This is a genomic window from Aerococcaceae bacterium DSM 111021 (assembly GCA_020112395.1).
Classification (GTDB): domain Bacteria; phylum Bacillota; class Bacilli; order Lactobacillales; family Aerococcaceae; genus Ruoffia.
The window spans coordinates 103,273-119,838 of the sequence record JACCEK010000001.1; the positions used below are offsets into that span (position 1 = coordinate 103,273).

Annotated in this window: 16 protein-coding genes; 11 read left to right on the forward strand and 5 right to left on the reverse strand. The window is 33.9% G+C overall.

Annotated elements, in window-relative coordinates; all coding sequences use genetic code 11:
* Positions 1 to 12: 12 nt before the first annotated feature.
* Entirely contained in the window at positions 13 to 2,133 is a 2,121-nt protein-coding gene (locus tag HYQ40_00550) for a penicillin-binding protein 2 (GenBank protein ID MBZ6526244.1), read from the forward strand.
* Between the two features lie 100 nt (positions 2,134 to 2,233).
* Here HYQ40_00550 and HYQ40_00555 read toward each other — a convergent pair whose 3' ends face one another.
* Both HYQ40_00555 and HYQ40_00560 read right to left on the reverse strand, forming a co-directional pair.
* Entirely contained in the window at positions 2,234 to 2,863 is a 630-nt protein-coding gene (locus tag HYQ40_00555) for an endolytic transglycosylase MltG (GenBank protein ID MBZ6526245.1), read from the reverse strand.
* A gap of 13 nt (positions 2,864 to 2,876) precedes the next feature.
* Entirely contained in the window at positions 2,877 to 3,275 is a 399-nt protein-coding gene (locus HYQ40_00560) for a hypothetical protein (protein ID MBZ6526246.1), read from the reverse strand.
* Between the two features lie 254 nt (positions 3,276 to 3,529).
* Here HYQ40_00560 and rpmG point away from each other — a divergent pair, with 254 nt between their 5' ends.
* From rpmG to HYQ40_00585, 5 genes are all read left to right on the forward strand, one after another.
* Positions 3,530 to 3,682 carry a 50S ribosomal protein L33 gene (rpmG, locus tag HYQ40_00565; protein MBZ6526247.1) on the forward strand — a complete coding sequence of 51 codons (153 nt, stop codon included), beginning with the start codon at positions 3,530 to 3,532 and terminating at the stop codon, positions 3,680 to 3,682.
* A 160-nt stretch (positions 3,683 to 3,842) separates the two neighbouring features.
* The gene (locus tag HYQ40_00570; GenBank protein ID MBZ6526248.1) at positions 3,843 to 4,433 is read left to right on the forward strand and encodes a 5-formyltetrahydrofolate cyclo-ligase; all 591 of its coding nucleotides are present in this window, start codon (positions 3,843 to 3,845) and stop codon (positions 4,431 to 4,433) included.
* Positions 4,417 to 5,112 (forward strand): rhomboid family intramembrane serine protease, encoded by a 696-nt coding sequence (locus HYQ40_00575; protein ID MBZ6526249.1) that lies wholly within the window; start codon positions 4,417 to 4,419, stop codon positions 5,110 to 5,112. Before HYQ40_00570 ends, HYQ40_00575 begins: the two co-directional genes overlap by 17 nt.
* 16 nt (positions 5,113 to 5,128) lie before the next feature.
* Positions 5,129 to 6,115, forward strand: a complete 987-nt coding sequence (locus HYQ40_00580; protein ID MBZ6526250.1) for an ROK family glucokinase — start codon at positions 5,129 to 5,131, stop codon at positions 6,113 to 6,115.
* On the forward strand, positions 6,115 to 6,510 hold the full coding sequence (locus HYQ40_00585; protein MBZ6526251.1) for a rhodanese-like domain-containing protein: 396 nt from the start codon (positions 6,115 to 6,117) through the stop codon (positions 6,508 to 6,510). The genes HYQ40_00580 and HYQ40_00585 overlap by 1 nt, the downstream gene beginning before the upstream one ends.
* Before the next feature lie 59 nt (positions 6,511 to 6,569).
* Here the strand turns inward: HYQ40_00585 and HYQ40_00590 are convergent, their stop codons facing one another.
* Entirely contained in the window at positions 6,570 to 6,737 is a 168-nt protein-coding gene (locus HYQ40_00590) for a DUF4044 domain-containing protein (protein MBZ6526252.1), read from the reverse strand.
* 205 nt (positions 6,738 to 6,942) lie between these two features.
* Between HYQ40_00590 and gndA the strand changes: the two genes are divergently transcribed.
* The 3 genes from gndA (at position 6,943) to HYQ40_00605 (ending at position 10,856) form a co-directional block, all read left to right on the forward strand.
* A complete protein-coding gene (gene gndA / locus HYQ40_00595; protein MBZ6526253.1) occupies positions 6,943 to 8,385 on the forward strand; it encodes an NADP-dependent phosphogluconate dehydrogenase in 1,443 nt (480 codons plus the stop codon).
* Between the two features lie 259 nt (positions 8,386 to 8,644).
* Positions 8,645 to 9,346, forward strand: a complete 702-nt coding sequence (locus HYQ40_00600) for a response regulator transcription factor (protein MBZ6526254.1) — start codon at positions 8,645 to 8,647, stop codon at positions 9,344 to 9,346.
* A 1-nt stretch (position 9,347) separates the two neighbouring features.
* Positions 9,348 to 10,856 carry a HAMP domain-containing histidine kinase gene (locus HYQ40_00605; protein ID MBZ6526255.1) on the forward strand — a complete coding sequence of 503 codons (1,509 nt, stop codon included), beginning with the start codon at positions 9,348 to 9,350 and terminating at the stop codon, positions 10,854 to 10,856.
* Positions 10,857 to 10,946: 90 nt separating this feature from the next.
* Here HYQ40_00605 and yidC read toward each other — a convergent pair whose 3' ends face one another.
* Both yidC and HYQ40_00615 read right to left on the reverse strand, forming a co-directional pair.
* Positions 10,947 to 11,903, reverse strand: coding sequence for a membrane protein insertase YidC (yidC, locus tag HYQ40_00610; protein MBZ6526256.1), 957 nt, complete (start codon positions 11,901 to 11,903; stop codon positions 10,947 to 10,949).
* A 95-nt stretch (positions 11,904 to 11,998) separates the two neighbouring features.
* Positions 11,999 to 12,274 carry an acylphosphatase gene (locus tag HYQ40_00615; protein MBZ6526257.1) on the reverse strand — a complete coding sequence of 92 codons (276 nt, stop codon included), beginning with the start codon at positions 12,272 to 12,274 and terminating at the stop codon, positions 11,999 to 12,001.
* A 131-nt stretch (positions 12,275 to 12,405) separates the two neighbouring features.
* On the opposite strand from HYQ40_00615, the gene HYQ40_00620 reads away from it, so the two are divergent.
* Together HYQ40_00620 and HYQ40_00625 are read left to right on the forward strand one after the other, a co-directional pair.
* Positions 12,406 to 15,207 carry a DUF87 domain-containing protein gene (locus HYQ40_00620; GenBank protein MBZ6526258.1) on the forward strand — a complete coding sequence of 934 codons (2,802 nt, stop codon included), beginning with the start codon at positions 12,406 to 12,408 and terminating at the stop codon, positions 15,205 to 15,207.
* A 194-nt stretch (positions 15,208 to 15,401) separates the two neighbouring features.
* Positions 15,402 to 16,427, forward strand: coding sequence for a BMP family protein (locus HYQ40_00625; protein MBZ6526259.1), 1,026 nt, complete (start codon positions 15,402 to 15,404; stop codon positions 16,425 to 16,427).
* The last annotated feature ends 139 nt before the right edge of the window (positions 16,428 to 16,566 follow it).

Below are 16,566 nucleotides of genomic sequence, written 5' to 3' on the forward strand. Positions count from 1 at the left end.
GGGAGAAGATAAATGGCACGTTACAAAATAAAACAAAAGAAAAAACGTTCGCATATACCGGGACGACTTAATCTCTTGTTTTTTATTTCATTTTTAGTCTTTACAGTGTTGTTTATCCGATTAGGATATATTCAATTATATAGCGGAGAACGTTACTCAAATATGGTACAAAGAACGGAATCAACTTTATCAACCGGTTCAGTACCACGAGGAATGATATACGATAGTAATGGGAATATTTTAGTGGGTAATAGACCGGAGCAAGCAATTCTTTATACGCGTGACCGTGATTCAAGAGTGTCGTCACAAGATATTGTTAACGTTGCAACGCAACTAGCTTCATTAATTGAAGTGCCAACATCTACTTTAACTGAACGCGATTTAAAAGATTATTTTATAATTAAGAACGAAAATTTAGTTAATAGTCGTTTGACTGACGATGAGTTATTACTACCTGGATCAGAGTTGTATACTGTCCAACTTGATTATGTTACGTCAGAGGATATTCAATTTAGTAATGCTGAATTGAAGATAGCCGCTTTGTTCAAACAAATGAATAGTGCATATGCATTATCTACAGTAACTGTTAAAAATCAGAATGTGACAGAACAAGAAATCGCAAGGGTATCAGAACAATTAAGTCAATTACCGGGTATTAGTATTGGAACTGACTGGCAACGAGTTTACCCAATGGGTGAGATGCTAAGATCCGTATTTGGTCAAGTATCTACTGAACAGGGTGGTATTCCAAGTGAGCTTGCACCTGAGTTGCTTCGTCGTGGGTATGCGATGAATGATCGTGTTGGTATTAGTTATTTAGAACAAGAATATGAAAATGCCTTAAAAGGAACAAAGTCTTTATTTAACTTTGTAACTGATTCTTCAGATGATATCTTAGAAAACGATATGTTATATGAGGGAACAAAAGGAGATAATTTAGTTCTTACAATAAATACGGAATTCCAACGAAAATTAGATGAAATTGCTGAAAACTCTCTAATGTCGATGGAACAACAAGGATTAAATGACCGAGTATATATTGTGGCATCAAATCCTAAGAATGGTGACATACTAGGCATTTCTGGAAAACGTTTTGAATATAACGAAGACACAGATTCATATAATACCGATGAGATTATCGATGATACTCTTGGAGCTATTAATACGAGTTATGGTATGGGATCAACGGTAAAACCAGCGATGGTTGCGATGGGCTACATGGAAGAAGTTATTTCTTTAGATAATAATATTTTAGTTGATGAACCATTGAAATTCCAAGCTTCACAAGAAAAAACTTCGGTGTTCAATCCAACTGGCGAGATGCCGATTGATGATATTGAAGCCTTACAAAAATCATCCAATATATACATGATTAAACTTGCCATGATGATCGGTGGTCAAACTAATTATGAAGAAAATGGTCGATTATCTATTAATGAAAATACAATTGATATTTTACGTAGTTACTTTGCTCAATTTGGTTTAGGGACAAATACGGGTATTGACTTACCAGTTGAGTCATCTGGATTTAGTCCTCAAAGTGATCAATTAGTAAGTGCGCTTGACTTATCATATGGTCAGTTTGACTTATACACACCGTTACAAATGGGTCAATACGCAGCAACAATTGCAAATGGAGGTATACGTTACGCACCTAGATTAGTCAAAGAAATCCGTGGAACTGACTCGAATGGAGAGTTGGGTTCAGTAAAAGCATCAAATGAAACTAAAATTCTAAACGTTATTCCGATTGATGAAGCGGCTATGGATAGAATTCATGAAGGAATGAGACAAGTATCTCATACACTTGATGGAACAGCTCGTTACTTATTTATGGAATATCCAATTGAAGTTGGATCCAAGACAGGGACAACTGAGGCATTTTATTCTGGACCGATTCAATATGCACAAAATCAACCTGTAACTAATGCAACATATGTTGGTTTTGCACCATTTGATGACCCAGAAATTGCTATAACAGTTGTAATACCTTATTTAGAAGAGGAGAACTGGGGACGAGAAAGTACTCGTGTTGCTCACGAAGTTATGAATGCATACTTCGAAATGAAAGCTGAGACAAGTGACTCTATAGAAAGTTATTTAAACAGTCCAGCTTCACAAGAAATTAATTAGTTTAAAAAGCACCTTAGTTTATGAAATTTAAACTAAGGTGCTTTTTATATACAATAAAACCCTAATTGATAATTAATCAACTAGGGTCATAATGTTAAAATTAATAGTAGTAATATGCTCCATCAGTAATAATAGAAGCAATATCATGTATACTCATATCTGAATTAAGTTCGAAATCGCCAGCTTGTATAACAGCGTTTAAATCCCATTCATCTAATAAGCTTTGGAATTCTGCTGCTGAAGTAATAAAACCATCTGATTCAAGACGTGAAGCTATGTCGCTTGACGCTTCACCAGACGAAATAGTAAAACTGCCCTCTAAATCTGGCTGAGCTTCTGCTGCTTCGCCTGTTTCTTCAGTGCCTGCTGATTCTTCATTGTTATTTTCAGTATCAGATTCATCGTTATTCGTTTCTGCGCCATTATTCTCAAGACGAGCAAGAAGAGATTCATTGGCTTCAGTTAAACTACGGACTTGTTCATCAGTACTCGATTCATCTTGATTGTCTCCGGAGTTTAATGACTCATTCAATGAATCGCGTTCAGCTACTAAAGAACTAACTTGTTCTTCGTATTGACTAATCTGTTCTTGGTCTGCTGATCCTAATAAAGAGTTTACTTGTAAACCTTCAACTGGTGCTTGGCCTTGAACAAAAATAGCGAAAGCGCCAGATAAAATGCCGGCAGAAAGAAATCCGATACCTAATGAACGTAATGTATTTTTTTTCATCGAATGTTCCTTTCTAACGATTTTCAATATAATCGTCAATAACTTTTTGAATCGTTACTGAGTTTAATTGAACTTCTTGACTGATTTCATGCATTGTATAACCTTGAGAGTATAGACGGATAATCATTTCATGTTGATTATCTGAAACTTCTTCCACTTCTTGTGGTTCAGTCGGTTCATTGTCATACACTTCCTCAGTCGTGTTATAAACGACTGTATCGTTATAAGGCATATTTTGATTTTTTTCAAGTTCAGCTAATCGAGTTTTGATTGCGTATAATTCTTCTGATTGTTGAACTGAATATTCATTAATTTGCTCAGTAACATCTTGGTCATCTCCTGCGAAGAATGAAGCAACTAATAAAATAATTGCAATGACTAATAGGGCAATGACTAAAATCCAAATGTCCATAAAGCACCTCTTTCCATGAGTTTGTATTCTTACATTATCCAATTTTATCAAATCTATAACAAGTTTCAACTCTAAGCATGTTACAGATTTGTAATAATTTAAATTCATTTTACCAATATATATAAGAAAGAGCAAAATATAACGAGTTTTTTAAAAAATATATTTGTTACTTCCGTAATTTGTGATATAATATTTTGGTATTGTATTGAAGATACATAAAATATCAAAACTCAATCAAGTTTGGAGGGATAATAATGCGCATTAATATTAATTTAGAATGTACTGAGTGTGGAGAACGTAATTACTTAACAAATAAAAATCGTCGTAACAACCCTGATCGTTTAGAGAAAAATAAATATTGCCCTCGTGATCGCAAAGTTACGCTTCACAGAGAAGTAAAAAAATAAGACTTAATAGCACTATACAGAGATTAATCGAGAAATCGATAATCCCTGTATTTTTTTTGCTTAATATTAAGATTTAGTTTTCAATTAATATATTGGCTATGGTTTACTTGGGTCATACTATGGTAAAATATATTTGTGCATTGGAGGAGAGCGGATACATATGAAAGAAATTATAAGTGAAAAAGTTCAGATTAGAACAGCCACGCTAACTTCGCTTAAAGCAATTAATGAGGCTAATCGAAAAGAGCTTGAAGCCAATTTAAGCAAACAGTTGATAAATTATATACTTAAAAATAATTATGAAACAATTGGCTTTTATTATGGATTCAAACCAGAAATAAATACGCCTGTTATTATGAATGATATTTTTAAATTAACAAATAGTTCATTATATTTACCTAGAATAGAAGCAAACTATCAGTTAAGCTTTCGGGAATATAATAAAGAGACTCAACTTGAGACAGTTCAACGGAAGATTATGCAACCTAACGCTAATGCAGAAAGCATTAGCCTTGAGGACATTGATTTATTAATTGTTCCAGGAGTTGCATATCAAGAAAGTGGTTATCGCATAGGATTTGGTGGAGGTTATTATGACCGGGCTCTGGCTAATCAGAATGTAGAAACCGTGTCACTTATCTTTAATGAGCAACTGTATCCCGTAGATTCTTGGCAAATTGAAGCTCATGATATTCCGATTAAAAGGCTGATAATGCCCAAAAAAGGAGAGTTTGATGAACAATCAATTTAGAACATACAATCAACGACAGTATAAACCATTCATGACCTACATTTTTTTAGGCATTAATATTGCTGTCTATATTTTTATGCTTTTAAAGTATAATACAACTACCAATGCCACGGCATTACTTGAGATGGGTGCAAATTTTTCACCTGCTATTATTCTCTACGATGAATGGTGGCGCTTAATAACTGCTGCATTTATTCATATTGGTTTTTCACATATTTTAATGAATGGTATTACTTTATATTTTTTAGGAATCGATTTAGAGAAGACACATGGTCATGTTAAGTTTACTATTATATACTTAATATCCGCTATAGGTGGGAATCTGTTTTCGTTTGCTTTTAATATGAATGTTTCAGCCGGCGCTTCTACAGCAATTTTTGGAATGTTTACTAGTTACTTAGTATTAGCTTATTTAAATCCAGATTCACAAATATATAAACAACGAGCAAGTACATTTACAATTTTACTCGTTTTAAACTTTATGAATGGCTTGTTTTCATCAGGGATTGATAATTGGGGTCACTTTGGTGGCGCATTGTTTGGAGCTTTAATGACGTTTGCTATTGGCTTTGGTTCAAATCAAAGAATCACAAAGTCTAAACGCGTTTTAGCAATAATTGCAATTATTAGTATTTCAATTATATTAATCTTTTTAGGCAGAAATATGGTTTTAAGTTAAAATAGGAGGTTGTTTGATGAAAGAATATATTATTGCTATAGATTTAGGAGGTACTTCTGCTAAGTTGGCTTTAATTGATTTAAAGGGAAATGTATTTGAAAAGTGGAGTGTCATAACAGATAAATTAAATAATGGACAAAACATTGTACCGAATTTACTTCATTCAATTAAAGAAAAACTGTTAGATTTTAATTTAACAGTAGATAATTTATTAGGAGTAGGTATGGGAAGTCCAGGAAGTGTTGATCACATTAATCGCACGGTTATTGGCGCATACAACCTAAACTGGAAAGAAAAGCAAAATATAGGTAAAGCTTTTAAGGAAGCTTTGGATGTCCCTTTCTATATTGAGAATGATGCGAACATTGCTGCGGTTGGCGAGCAATGGAAAGGTGCCGGAGACAACGAACAAAATGTTGTCATGGTTACCCTCGGGACAGGTGTAGGTGGTGGAATTGTTGTTGGTGGTGAGTTGGTCCATGGATCAATTGGAGCAGCAGGTGAGATAGGGCATCTTACAGTTGATCCAGACAGTGTTATTGAATGTACTTGTGGAAAAACGGGGTGTCTAGAAGCCGTGGCTTCAGCTACAGGAATTGTAAATTTAGCCATACATTATTTAGGCACCTTTGATGAAGATACGACCTTAAAAACAATACTTCAAACGGAAGATCATTTGACTGCTGTTGATATCTTTAAATCAGCACAGGAAGGCGATGTGTTTTCTGAGATGATTGTAGAGAAATTTGCGAAGTATTTAGGTTTAGCATGTTCTCATATCGCAAATACGTTGAATCCGAGTAAAATCGTCTTAGGTGGAGGGGTATCTCAAGCTGGGGAATACCTTCGATCAAAAGTAGATAAATATTGTTATAAATATACATTCCCACCAATCAGAAAATCAACTAATATTGCGATTGCGAATTTAGGTAACGATGCTGGTATATTGGGAGCAGCGAAAATTGTAATAAATGAACAAAGAATAGAGGAGTCAGTTAATTAATGAATATTTTATTATTTCTTTTAGCGTTAATCGCTATCGCTTTACTTGGTTATGGAATTTATATGTTAGTTTTATGGGTGATGCGTAAACGTTCTGCTGAGCTAGTTGATAGTAGTGTAATTAGAGAGAATATCCGCAAAGTTCAAATTATTGATGTAAGAGAAACACCAGAATTTGACGCAAATCATATTTTAGGTGCACGTAGTATTCCAATGTCTCAATTTAAAACTAGATTTAGAGAAATTCGTAAAGATAAACCTGTTTATTTATATGATGATGCGCTAAATTATGCATCTCGCTCAGCGAATATCTTGAAAAAAGATGGATACGAACATATCTATATTCTTAAAGGTGGATTTTCTAGTTGGACTGGTAAAGTTAAATCTGAATTGTAATATATACAAAAAAAGACTCGCTTTTATTTGCTTGATCAAGCAAATAAAAGCGAGTCTTTTTAGTTTAATGTAGATAAGCTAACCATTAAACTAATAACAACAGATGCCAACATAATAAACACCATTGCAATTGCAACTAACTTGACCATACGGTCCATTTTTGTTTTCTTTTTATTATTTGACGCAGCAGCTAGTTTTCTCCAGTTTTTCTTTTTTGTTTTAGCCATTTTTGCATATCCCTCACTTTTGTAGCCATAATTATAAAGGTAAATAAAAGTTACGTCAAATCCTAAAATTATTATAAACACATACTATGTTTATAATAGAAGAATGATTTGTTTCTCATCAAATATTTAAATTTGTATCTTAAACCTTTAATAATCTTACTAACTTTGCTAGAATAGTAGGGTAATCATAAGGAGGCAAATTAATATGACAAAACAACAAATAGGTGTAGTAGGCATGGCCGTTATGGGTCGTAATATCGCATTAAATATTGAAAGTCGTGGCTATTCTGTCGCACTATACAATCGTACTGATTGGAAAACAACTGAAGTTATAGATGAAAATCCTGATAAAAATTTAAAAGCAACATATGATATTGAAGAATTCATAAATTCATTAGAGAAACCTCGTAAAATTTTATTAATGGTTCAAGCTGGTAAGGGAACAGATGCAACAATTGATAATTTATTACCTCATTTAGATAAAGGGGATATTTTAATTGACGGAGGAAATACGTTCTTTAAAGATACAATTCGTCGTAATGAATATTTAGCTGACTCTGGAATTAACTTTATTGGTGCTGGTATTTCTGGTGGAGAAGAAGGAGCTCGTTTCGGTCCATCAATCATGCCAGGAGGTCAAGAAGACGCCTATGAATTAGTTAAAGATATCTTAGAAGCTATTTCTGCTAAAGCTGAAGATGGTCAACCATGTGTGACTTATATCGGAGAAGATGGAGCAGGACATTACGTAAAAATGGTACATAATGGTATTGAATATGGAGATATGCAATTAATTGCTGAATCTTACGATATTATGCACCGTGGTTTAGGTATGACTGCCCAAGAAATTGGCGATATCTTTACAGAGTGGAATAATGGTGAATTAGATAGTTTCTTAATGGAAATTACTGCACAAATCTTAAAAACGACTGATCCTGATACTGGAAAAGCAATGGTAGAAGTCATTATGGACCGTGCCGGTAATAAAGGTACAGGTAAATGGACATCACAAAGTGCTTTAGACTTAGGTGAACCATTATCGTTAATTACTGAGTCAGTATTTGCTCGTTTTATTTCAGCTCAGAAAGAAGAACGTGTGAATGCAAGTAAAATTATTCCTTCAATCGAAGCAGAAATGCAAGTGACGGATGAAGAGAAAAAAGAATTTATCGAAATGATTCGCAAAGCATTGTACTTCAGTAAAATCATGAGCTATGCTCAAGGATTTGCTCAATTACGTGCTTCTAGTGAAGAGAATGAATGGAACTTACCTTATGGTGAGATTGCTAAAATTTGGCGTGAAGGATGTATTATTCGTGCTAAATTTTTACAAAACATTACTGATGCATATGAAAAAGAAGCTGATTTACAAAACTTAATGTTAGACGATTATTTCTTAGATATCGTTTCTACAAATAATAGCGCTGTAAGAGATGTTGTATCTAAAGCAATTTCTGCTGGTATTCCAGTACCAACATTCGCAGCTGCAATTGCATATTATGATTCTTACCGCTCAGCAGTATTACCAGCGAATATCATTCAAGCGCAACGTGACTTCTTTGGTGCACATACGTATAACCGTGTTGACAAAGAGGGGACATTCCACTTCTTATGGAACGAAGGTAAAGAAGAAGAAATCGATTGGTAATCAGTCATTTCTAAAATTAAGATTAAATGAGATATGGACCGTAAGCATTAGCTTTTACGGTCCTTTTCGCTGCTAAAATTTGTGGAAAAATAAATTGTATGACCAAACGAACCAACTCATCACTTATTAATCTTTATGGGAGTGAATCGATAAAATATTCTAATTATATTAGAATATTTTAGTTAATTAGTAGCAATACACAAAAATATTGTGTAGAATTGATAAGGAAGATATTAGAATATGTTAAGGAGGATAATGAATGAGTGAAGATAATAAACAACGTGTACTAATTATAGAAGATGAAAAAAACTTAGCTCGATTCGTTGATTTAGAATTAAAACACGAAGGATATGAAACAGAGATACGATATGATGGTCGTAGTGGACTGGATGCAGCATTAAATGAGGATTGGGATGTTATTCTATTAGATTTAATGTTACCAGAGTTAAACGGGCTAGAAGTTTGCCGTCGTATTCGTCCTGTTAAAGATACGCCAATCATTATTATGACAGCAAGAGATTCAGTCATTGACCGTGTTTCTGGATTAGACCAAGGTGCTGACGATTATATTGTTAAGCCATTCGCGATTGAAGAGTTATTAGCACGTTTACGTGCATTATTCCGTCGTTTAGATCATGAAGATGAGCAACGTGCACAACAACAACCAACTGTTAAATATCGTGATTTAACGGTAGAGAAAGCCAACCGAATTGTTAAACGTGGCGAAGAAGTGATTGATTTAACGAAACGTGAATATGAACTACTGTTATATTTAATGGAAAATATCAATATGGTAATGTCTCGTGATGTACTTTTAGATAAAGTATGGGGATATAAATCTGAAGTTGAGACTAACGTAGTGGATGTTTATATTCGTTATTTACGCAATAAAATCGACGTTCTAGGGCAAGATAGTTATATTCAAACTGTTCGAGGAACTGGATATGTTATGAGAAACTAAGATGACAATATTTAAAGAGACAATAAAACAGCCCCTTTCCCTTAAGTGGAAATGGGGAATTTTATTATTCACATTTTTTGCCCCAGTGATTATCATAAGTTTAACTTGGTACCACCAGGATGTGAATAATAATTTAAGCGATCAAGTTTATGGAACCTATCAGAATAAGTATGAATCAATTGATGATTATTTACAGCAATTCTCTTTTCCATTTCTAGTGTATAATCAATCAGATACAGCAGCTAGACCGCTTTTGGATGAACAATATTTTGTCCAAAGAGATGTCGTCGATACTTTACAATATTTTGAAGATGAGAATACAACGATCCGACTATTTAGTGAATCAAATCAACTTATTTATGAGACTGCAACTTTGAATTTACCTTCAATAAATCATTCTGATCAATTAAAAGAAGTACAACATAATAATGAAACAATATTGATGGGATATAATTCAGTCGTTTCGAAACAAACAAATGAAAAAATCGGTTCTTTTCAATTAATTGTGAAACCGGAATATTATACTAGTATTATTCAACACCAAAATCAATTGTTTTGGCGAGTCTTATTATTGGTTGTTTTAATTGTGGGTGTATTGTCATTTATATTAAGTCATCGATTCCTTAGACCACTAACATATCTTAATAATTCACTTGATTTAGTTGAGGAAGAGAATTTGTCTGACATTCGTGTAAGAAAACCGGAAACGGATGATGAGTGGAGTGATTTAAGCTTACACGTTAATAAATTACTAGATAAAATTGATAAGTATGTCACCAATCAAAAACAATTCGTAGAAGATGTGTCTCATGAACTAAGAACACCTGTAGCTATTGTTGAGGGTCATTTGAAGCTTTTGAATCGATGGGGGAAAGATGACCCTGAAGTTTTGGAGGAATCAATTGCATCATCTTTACAAGAAATAACAAGGATGAAGGGCTTAGTTCAAGAAATGTTAGATTTATCGCGAGCTGAAAACGTGGATGTAGATTATAAAGATGAGATAACAGAAGTGTATTCTACAACAGAGCAAGTATTCAATAATTTTAAAATTATCCGTGAAGATTTTGATTTTTATCTTGATTCAGATGATGATGGGGAAAACTTGTATATTCAAGCGTTTCGAAATCATATTGAACAAATATTAATTATTTTGCTTGATAATGCAGTTAAATATAGCCGTGAACGCAAAGAAATTCATGTGTCAATCAGTAAAAGTTTTACAAAAGTTGAAATTGCTATACAAGACTTTGGTGAAGGTATGACTGACGATGATAAGGAAAAAGTATTTGGGCGCTTTTATAGAATTGATAAAGCAAGGTCTCGTGATAAAGGTGGGAACGGTTTGGGCTTAAGTATCGCTAAAGAATTAGTTGAAGGATACAAAGGTACAATTCGAGTTGATAGTGTTATTAATCATGGATCAATTTTTTATATTGAGTTCCCTATATTGAATGATGCGCGACAAATCTATAAGAGTAAACAAATTGCTGAGCGTAAGCAATTATAGATTGACTTAATTAAATCATAATCATTAAAAAAACGGATAGGCCATCAAGGCTTATCCGTTTTTTATGTATAAATTTATGTTTTTAAAATCTTAACGATTTTGTTTACCTTCGTTACGACGTTTGCTGTTAGAAGTGTTTACATTGTTCTTAGTAGGAACTAGCCTATTCGAATCCGCTTTGTTAACATTTTTAACTTTATTAGTCTTTTTACGAGGTGTGCGTTTCATACTTGCATACTTTTCTTGTTCAGATTCCATCTGTTTTTCAATACGCGGTTTAACAACACTATTCATGTATAGTTGTTGGAAAATAGCGAATACTCCACCAGTTAAGAAGTAAATACCTAAACCAGCTGCAGAAGCATAAGTAATCCAACCGATCATTAATGGATTCATCAACATCATTGTACGTGATGTTTGCTTCGCTTGTGGATTATCAGATTGTGGTGTGTTTTTCTGCATCATCCAACCTTGTAAAGCGTAAAGTAGAACAACACCAATAACAAGAGGAATACTTTGTTCACCTAAGTTGATTCCTAAGAAACTACTATTTAAAATCTGATCTGAAGAACGAATGGCAGTATATACAGCAGAAATAATTGGCATTTGAATGATTAATGGCAAACAACCTGCTACGCCACCAAACATATTGATGTCATACTTCTTGTAAACTTGCATTAATTCTTGTTGTAATGCTGCTTTCTCTTGTTGATCATTTGTGTCTTCCATCTCAGCATTAATTTCATCAATTTCTGGCTGAGCAATCTTCATTTTAGCTTGACTAATCATAGAGTTTTTAGTCATATTCACTGATGACGGCATCATAAGTAATCGCGTGATGATTGTAATAATTATGATTGCAATACCGTAGCTTCCACCGAATATGCCAGCAAGCCAGTCCATCATGTTTGTTGCTGGCCGTCCAATGTATTCGTAAACCCATCCAGAAGGGTTACCCGCACTATCATAAGAGACACAGCCGGACATGACTAGTATAACAACAGCTAGTAATCCGATAATTTTTATCCATTTTTGCTTATTTTTCATCTAAGTTATCACTCCATTAAAATTCATACTATTACATGATATAGAAAAGAGAGTAAGATTTCAATGGGATTTTAACTATATTTAATTAACAAAAGTTAATATACCACACTAAAAGCGTCATAAACCTTTTCAATTTGTACATCTTTGATATCAATATTATTAATCTTCATAAAGTGATGTTGAGGTGTTTTGATTTTATTACAAAATTTGTCTAAAGTATCACCGTCAGTTTGGGCGATGATTTTAACATTTCCATCGGATAAGTTTCTTACTGTACCTTTAATATCGAGTTCTTTAGCTATTTGACTAACGTAATTTCTATATCCTACACCTTGAACTCTACCTGATACAATTAATTCGAATGTTTCCATGTAACCGCTCCCTTTCTGTTTGTTTTATTGTATCACATAAATTATAATAAAGAATTCGAAAAAAAACTTATACAATGGTATAATTAGAGTTGCGTAAAATTAAAAGAATAGTAGAACGAGGAGGATGGTCAATGGCTTCTAAAAAGAAAGTTCAAACCAAAAAGTCAACGCAATCAAGTGATCATTCAAAACATTATATATATTTAATTATAGGCTTAATTGTCGCTTTCATTTCGATAATAGCCTTATTTAATTGGGGTTTTTTTGGTTCACTTGTCTTGAACACATTCCGATTATTTGTCGGTCAAGCTTATGATTTGCTTTTAGTTGGGGTAACCTTTATTGGATTAGCTATGGTAGTAAAGCGTTCCATTATTAATATTCCGGCATTAAAATTGTTTGGTGCTTTATTTATATTAATATCTATGACTACGTTACTTCACTTTAATCAATTTTATCCACAAGAACCTTTACCAGATTCAATTTTTTCTGTGACATTTGATATATTCAGTAATGAATTTGTGACAGGCCAAAACCAAGTGAGTATTGGTGGTGGGATGTTAGGAGCTGTCTTTTATGCTAGCTTTGGATATTTATTCGGTCAATGGGGCACATATCTATTAGTTGGAATAGTTTTCTTCATAGGTTTACTTATGATTACTGGAGCAACATTTGAAGCTTTTATTAGTGCATTAAAACAATTATTTACTTACATATTTAATGGATTTAAAGGTGCAGGACGTACGATTAGCGAAGCGCGCTCAACTTACAAAGAATCTTTTGAACAAATCGATGAAGAAGAGGCCGTTGTACCTGATGTGGATTATGAAGAACCTTCTATAGAAAACAATCAAACATTTGATGAATATGAAGATTATCCTAAAGAAGAAGTAAAATATAATAGTTATAAACGTCCAAAGAGAAAAGGACTACTTAACAAATTGAAAAACAAATTTAATGTCGATGAAAATGATATAAAGAATGAACAATGGCAACAGCGCTACCAGCCATCTATAAAAGTTGATAACAAACACAATTGGGAAGAATATGATGGATCTGATGCACTCGCTTCTACTGCTGCAAGCGAGCGGGCGAGGCTAGAACGAGATATAGATTTAGTTTTAGATTTGGATTACTTTGACCAAATTAACAGCCAAAACGAGAATCAAAGTTTAAATTCAGATCTGCCAATTAACAATCAACAAGATTTTGAAGTTGAAGAATACACTCATTCAATGTGGGATAGCAATTCAGAGAAGGAAAAGGGCATCTATGATAACTTGGATGGTGCCGTTAGTGCTGAATATGAAGAGTATCAACCAGAAGGCTTTGAGGTTACTGATGATATAAATGCACAAGAGATAAATCAATCAGAGGTAGAGGAGACATCAATTAATCTGTCGAATGCAGCACATTGGCAGCAACAGTCTAATAATGTTCAAAATACAACGGATAATGAATTAGATTCTGTTCTAGCTCAAAGTGGTCAGGTTAGTAATACTCAAACGAAGAAAAGTAATAAGAGTAAACACAAAGGATATAAACTACCATCCAAAAAATTACTTACCAAAATTCCACCAGTAGATCAATCAGATGAGTATAAACGAATTAATGAAAATATTGATAAGTTGGAAAGAACATTTAAGAGTTTTGGAGTGGATGCTAAAGTTGTCAAAGCAAATTTAGGTCCATCCGTTACGAAATATGAGATTGAGCCCGCAATAGGTGTAAAAGTAAGCAAAATTGTTTCACTTTCTGATGACATAGCCTTGGCATTAGCGGCTAGAGATATACGAATGGAAGCACCAATTCCAGGTAAATCACTTATTGGAATTGAAGTGCCTAACAATCAAGTTAGCCCTGTATCTTTTTGGGAGATTGTTGATGCAGCATTGAAATCACCAAATTTATTAGAAGTTCCATTAGGTAGAGATATTTCCGGTGCTGTTTGTACTGCTGATTTGAGTAAAATGCCACATTTATTAATTGCCGGTGCAACAGGGAGTGGTAAGTCAGTTGGAATGAACGTCATAATTGCGTCTTTACTTATGAAGGCCAAACCCAATGAAGTTAAATTCTTAATGATTGACCCAAAAAAAGTCGAACTTACTATGTATAATGAATTGCCACACTTACTATCGCCAGTTGTAACTAACCCTAGAAAAGCAGCGCAAGCATTAAATAATGTTGTTCAAGAAATGGAACATCGTTATGAGTTGTTTGCTGCGTCTGGCGTTCGAAATGTTGATAGTTATAATGAATATGTTGATGAAGAGAACAAAAATGAGGGTACTGGATACGAGCGACTACCAAAAATTGTTGTTTTTATAGATGAGTTAGCAGATTTAATGTTAGTTGCTAGTAATGAAGTTGAGAATTCTATTATACGATTAGCACAAATGGCACGTGCTGCCGGTATTCATATGATTATTGCAACTCAACGTCCTTCGGTAGATGTTATTACAGGTATCATAAAAGCCAACGTCCCTTCAAGACTTGCATTTGCAGTGTCTAGTGGTACTGACTCAAGAACTATTTTAGATTCAAATGGTGCAGAAAAATTACTTGGTAGAGGTGATATGTTATTCCAACCAATGGGTATGAATAAACCACTGAGAGTACAAGGTGGATATATCTCAGATGCTGAAGTTGAACGTATCACTGATTTTATAAAAGATCAGAGTGAACCAGAGTACGATGAATCAATTGTAGTTACTGAAGAAAGTCTTGAACAAGCGAATGCGTCAGATGATGAATACTTTGATGATGCCGTTACTTTAATCAAAGAACAAGAGACAATTAGTATTTCTCAGTTACAAAGAAAATTCAGAATTGGTTATAATCGAGCAGCCAGATTGATAGATGATATGGAAGCTTTAGGACTGGTAAGTGAGCCCGACGGTAGTAAACCAAGACAAGTTTTAATCGATTAATTATTTATGATACCTAGTAGCTCATGAGGAGCTACTAGGTATTTTTGTATAGAGAATTATAAATGAACGGTCTTTAATGAGTGAAATTTATACACAAATATACACGGAGAAATCAAAATAAAACAAACGGTTACATTGCCTTTTTAACAAGCTTATTGTATAATTTAAAATGAACAAACAAGGAGGAAGATTGAATGAAAAAATTACTTAAATTATCGGCGGTAGCTTTAATGGCGGCTGGAGTGGCATTACCAACAATGGCAGCTGCTCAAGAAGAGTTTTCTGTTATTATGATTACGGACATTGGTGGAGTCGACGATAAATCATTTAACCAATCAGCATGGGAAGGTTTAACTGCTTGGGGAGAAGAGCATGGTAGAGAACGTGGAGTAAGTGGATATGACTACTTACAATCTAATAGTGATTCTGATTTCATAACAAATATTAACACGGCATTATCATCAAATTTTGATTTGATTTTTGGGATTGGGTTTAAATTAGAACCAGCAATTAATGATATGGCACAGCAGTATCCAGATCGTCAATTTGCAATCGTTGATGCTGTAGTTGATCAACCAAATGTAGCTTCTTTAAACTTTAAAGACCACGAAGCTTCATTTTTAGCTGGAGTTGCTGCAGCTTTAACAACTGAAACAGATCATTTAGGATTTGTTGGAGGTGTTGAAGGAGTCGTTATTGATCGTTTTGAAGCAGGATTCGTAGCTGGAGCAAAAGCAATTAATCCAGACATTGAAATTACAGTGGAGTACGCTGGTAGTTTTGGGGACGCATCACGTGGTAAACAAATCGCTGCAGCTATGTACGCTAATGATGCAGACATAATCTTCCATGCGTCTGGTGATACAGGTAATGGAGTTTTCTCTGAAGCAAAAGACTTAGTTACCAATGATCCATCGCGTAATTTATGGGTAATTGGAGTAGACCGTGACCAAGAAGAAGAAGGTATTGTAACAATTGATGGTGAGGACCGTCACTTAACACTAACTTCTACATTAAAACAAGTTGGGGATGCAGTGAAACAATTCGCGGAACAAACTGAAGCCGATGGATTCACTGCTGGTAACACAGTCTATGGTTTAGCAGACGGTGGTGTTGAACTAACTGATGGCCAATTATCAGATGAAGTTAAAGAAGCTATATCGGAATATCGTCAGCAAATTATTGATGGAGAAATTGAAGTTCCAGAAACACCAGAATAAAAACACGAACGATGAATTGCAACTGATGATTATTATACGGGAAACTGTTGAGTGCCTATTCTATTAAAACTATAATACCCTTAGATATTAATTAAGGGAGGAAATAAATTGAACAAATTACTTAAATTATCAACAATTA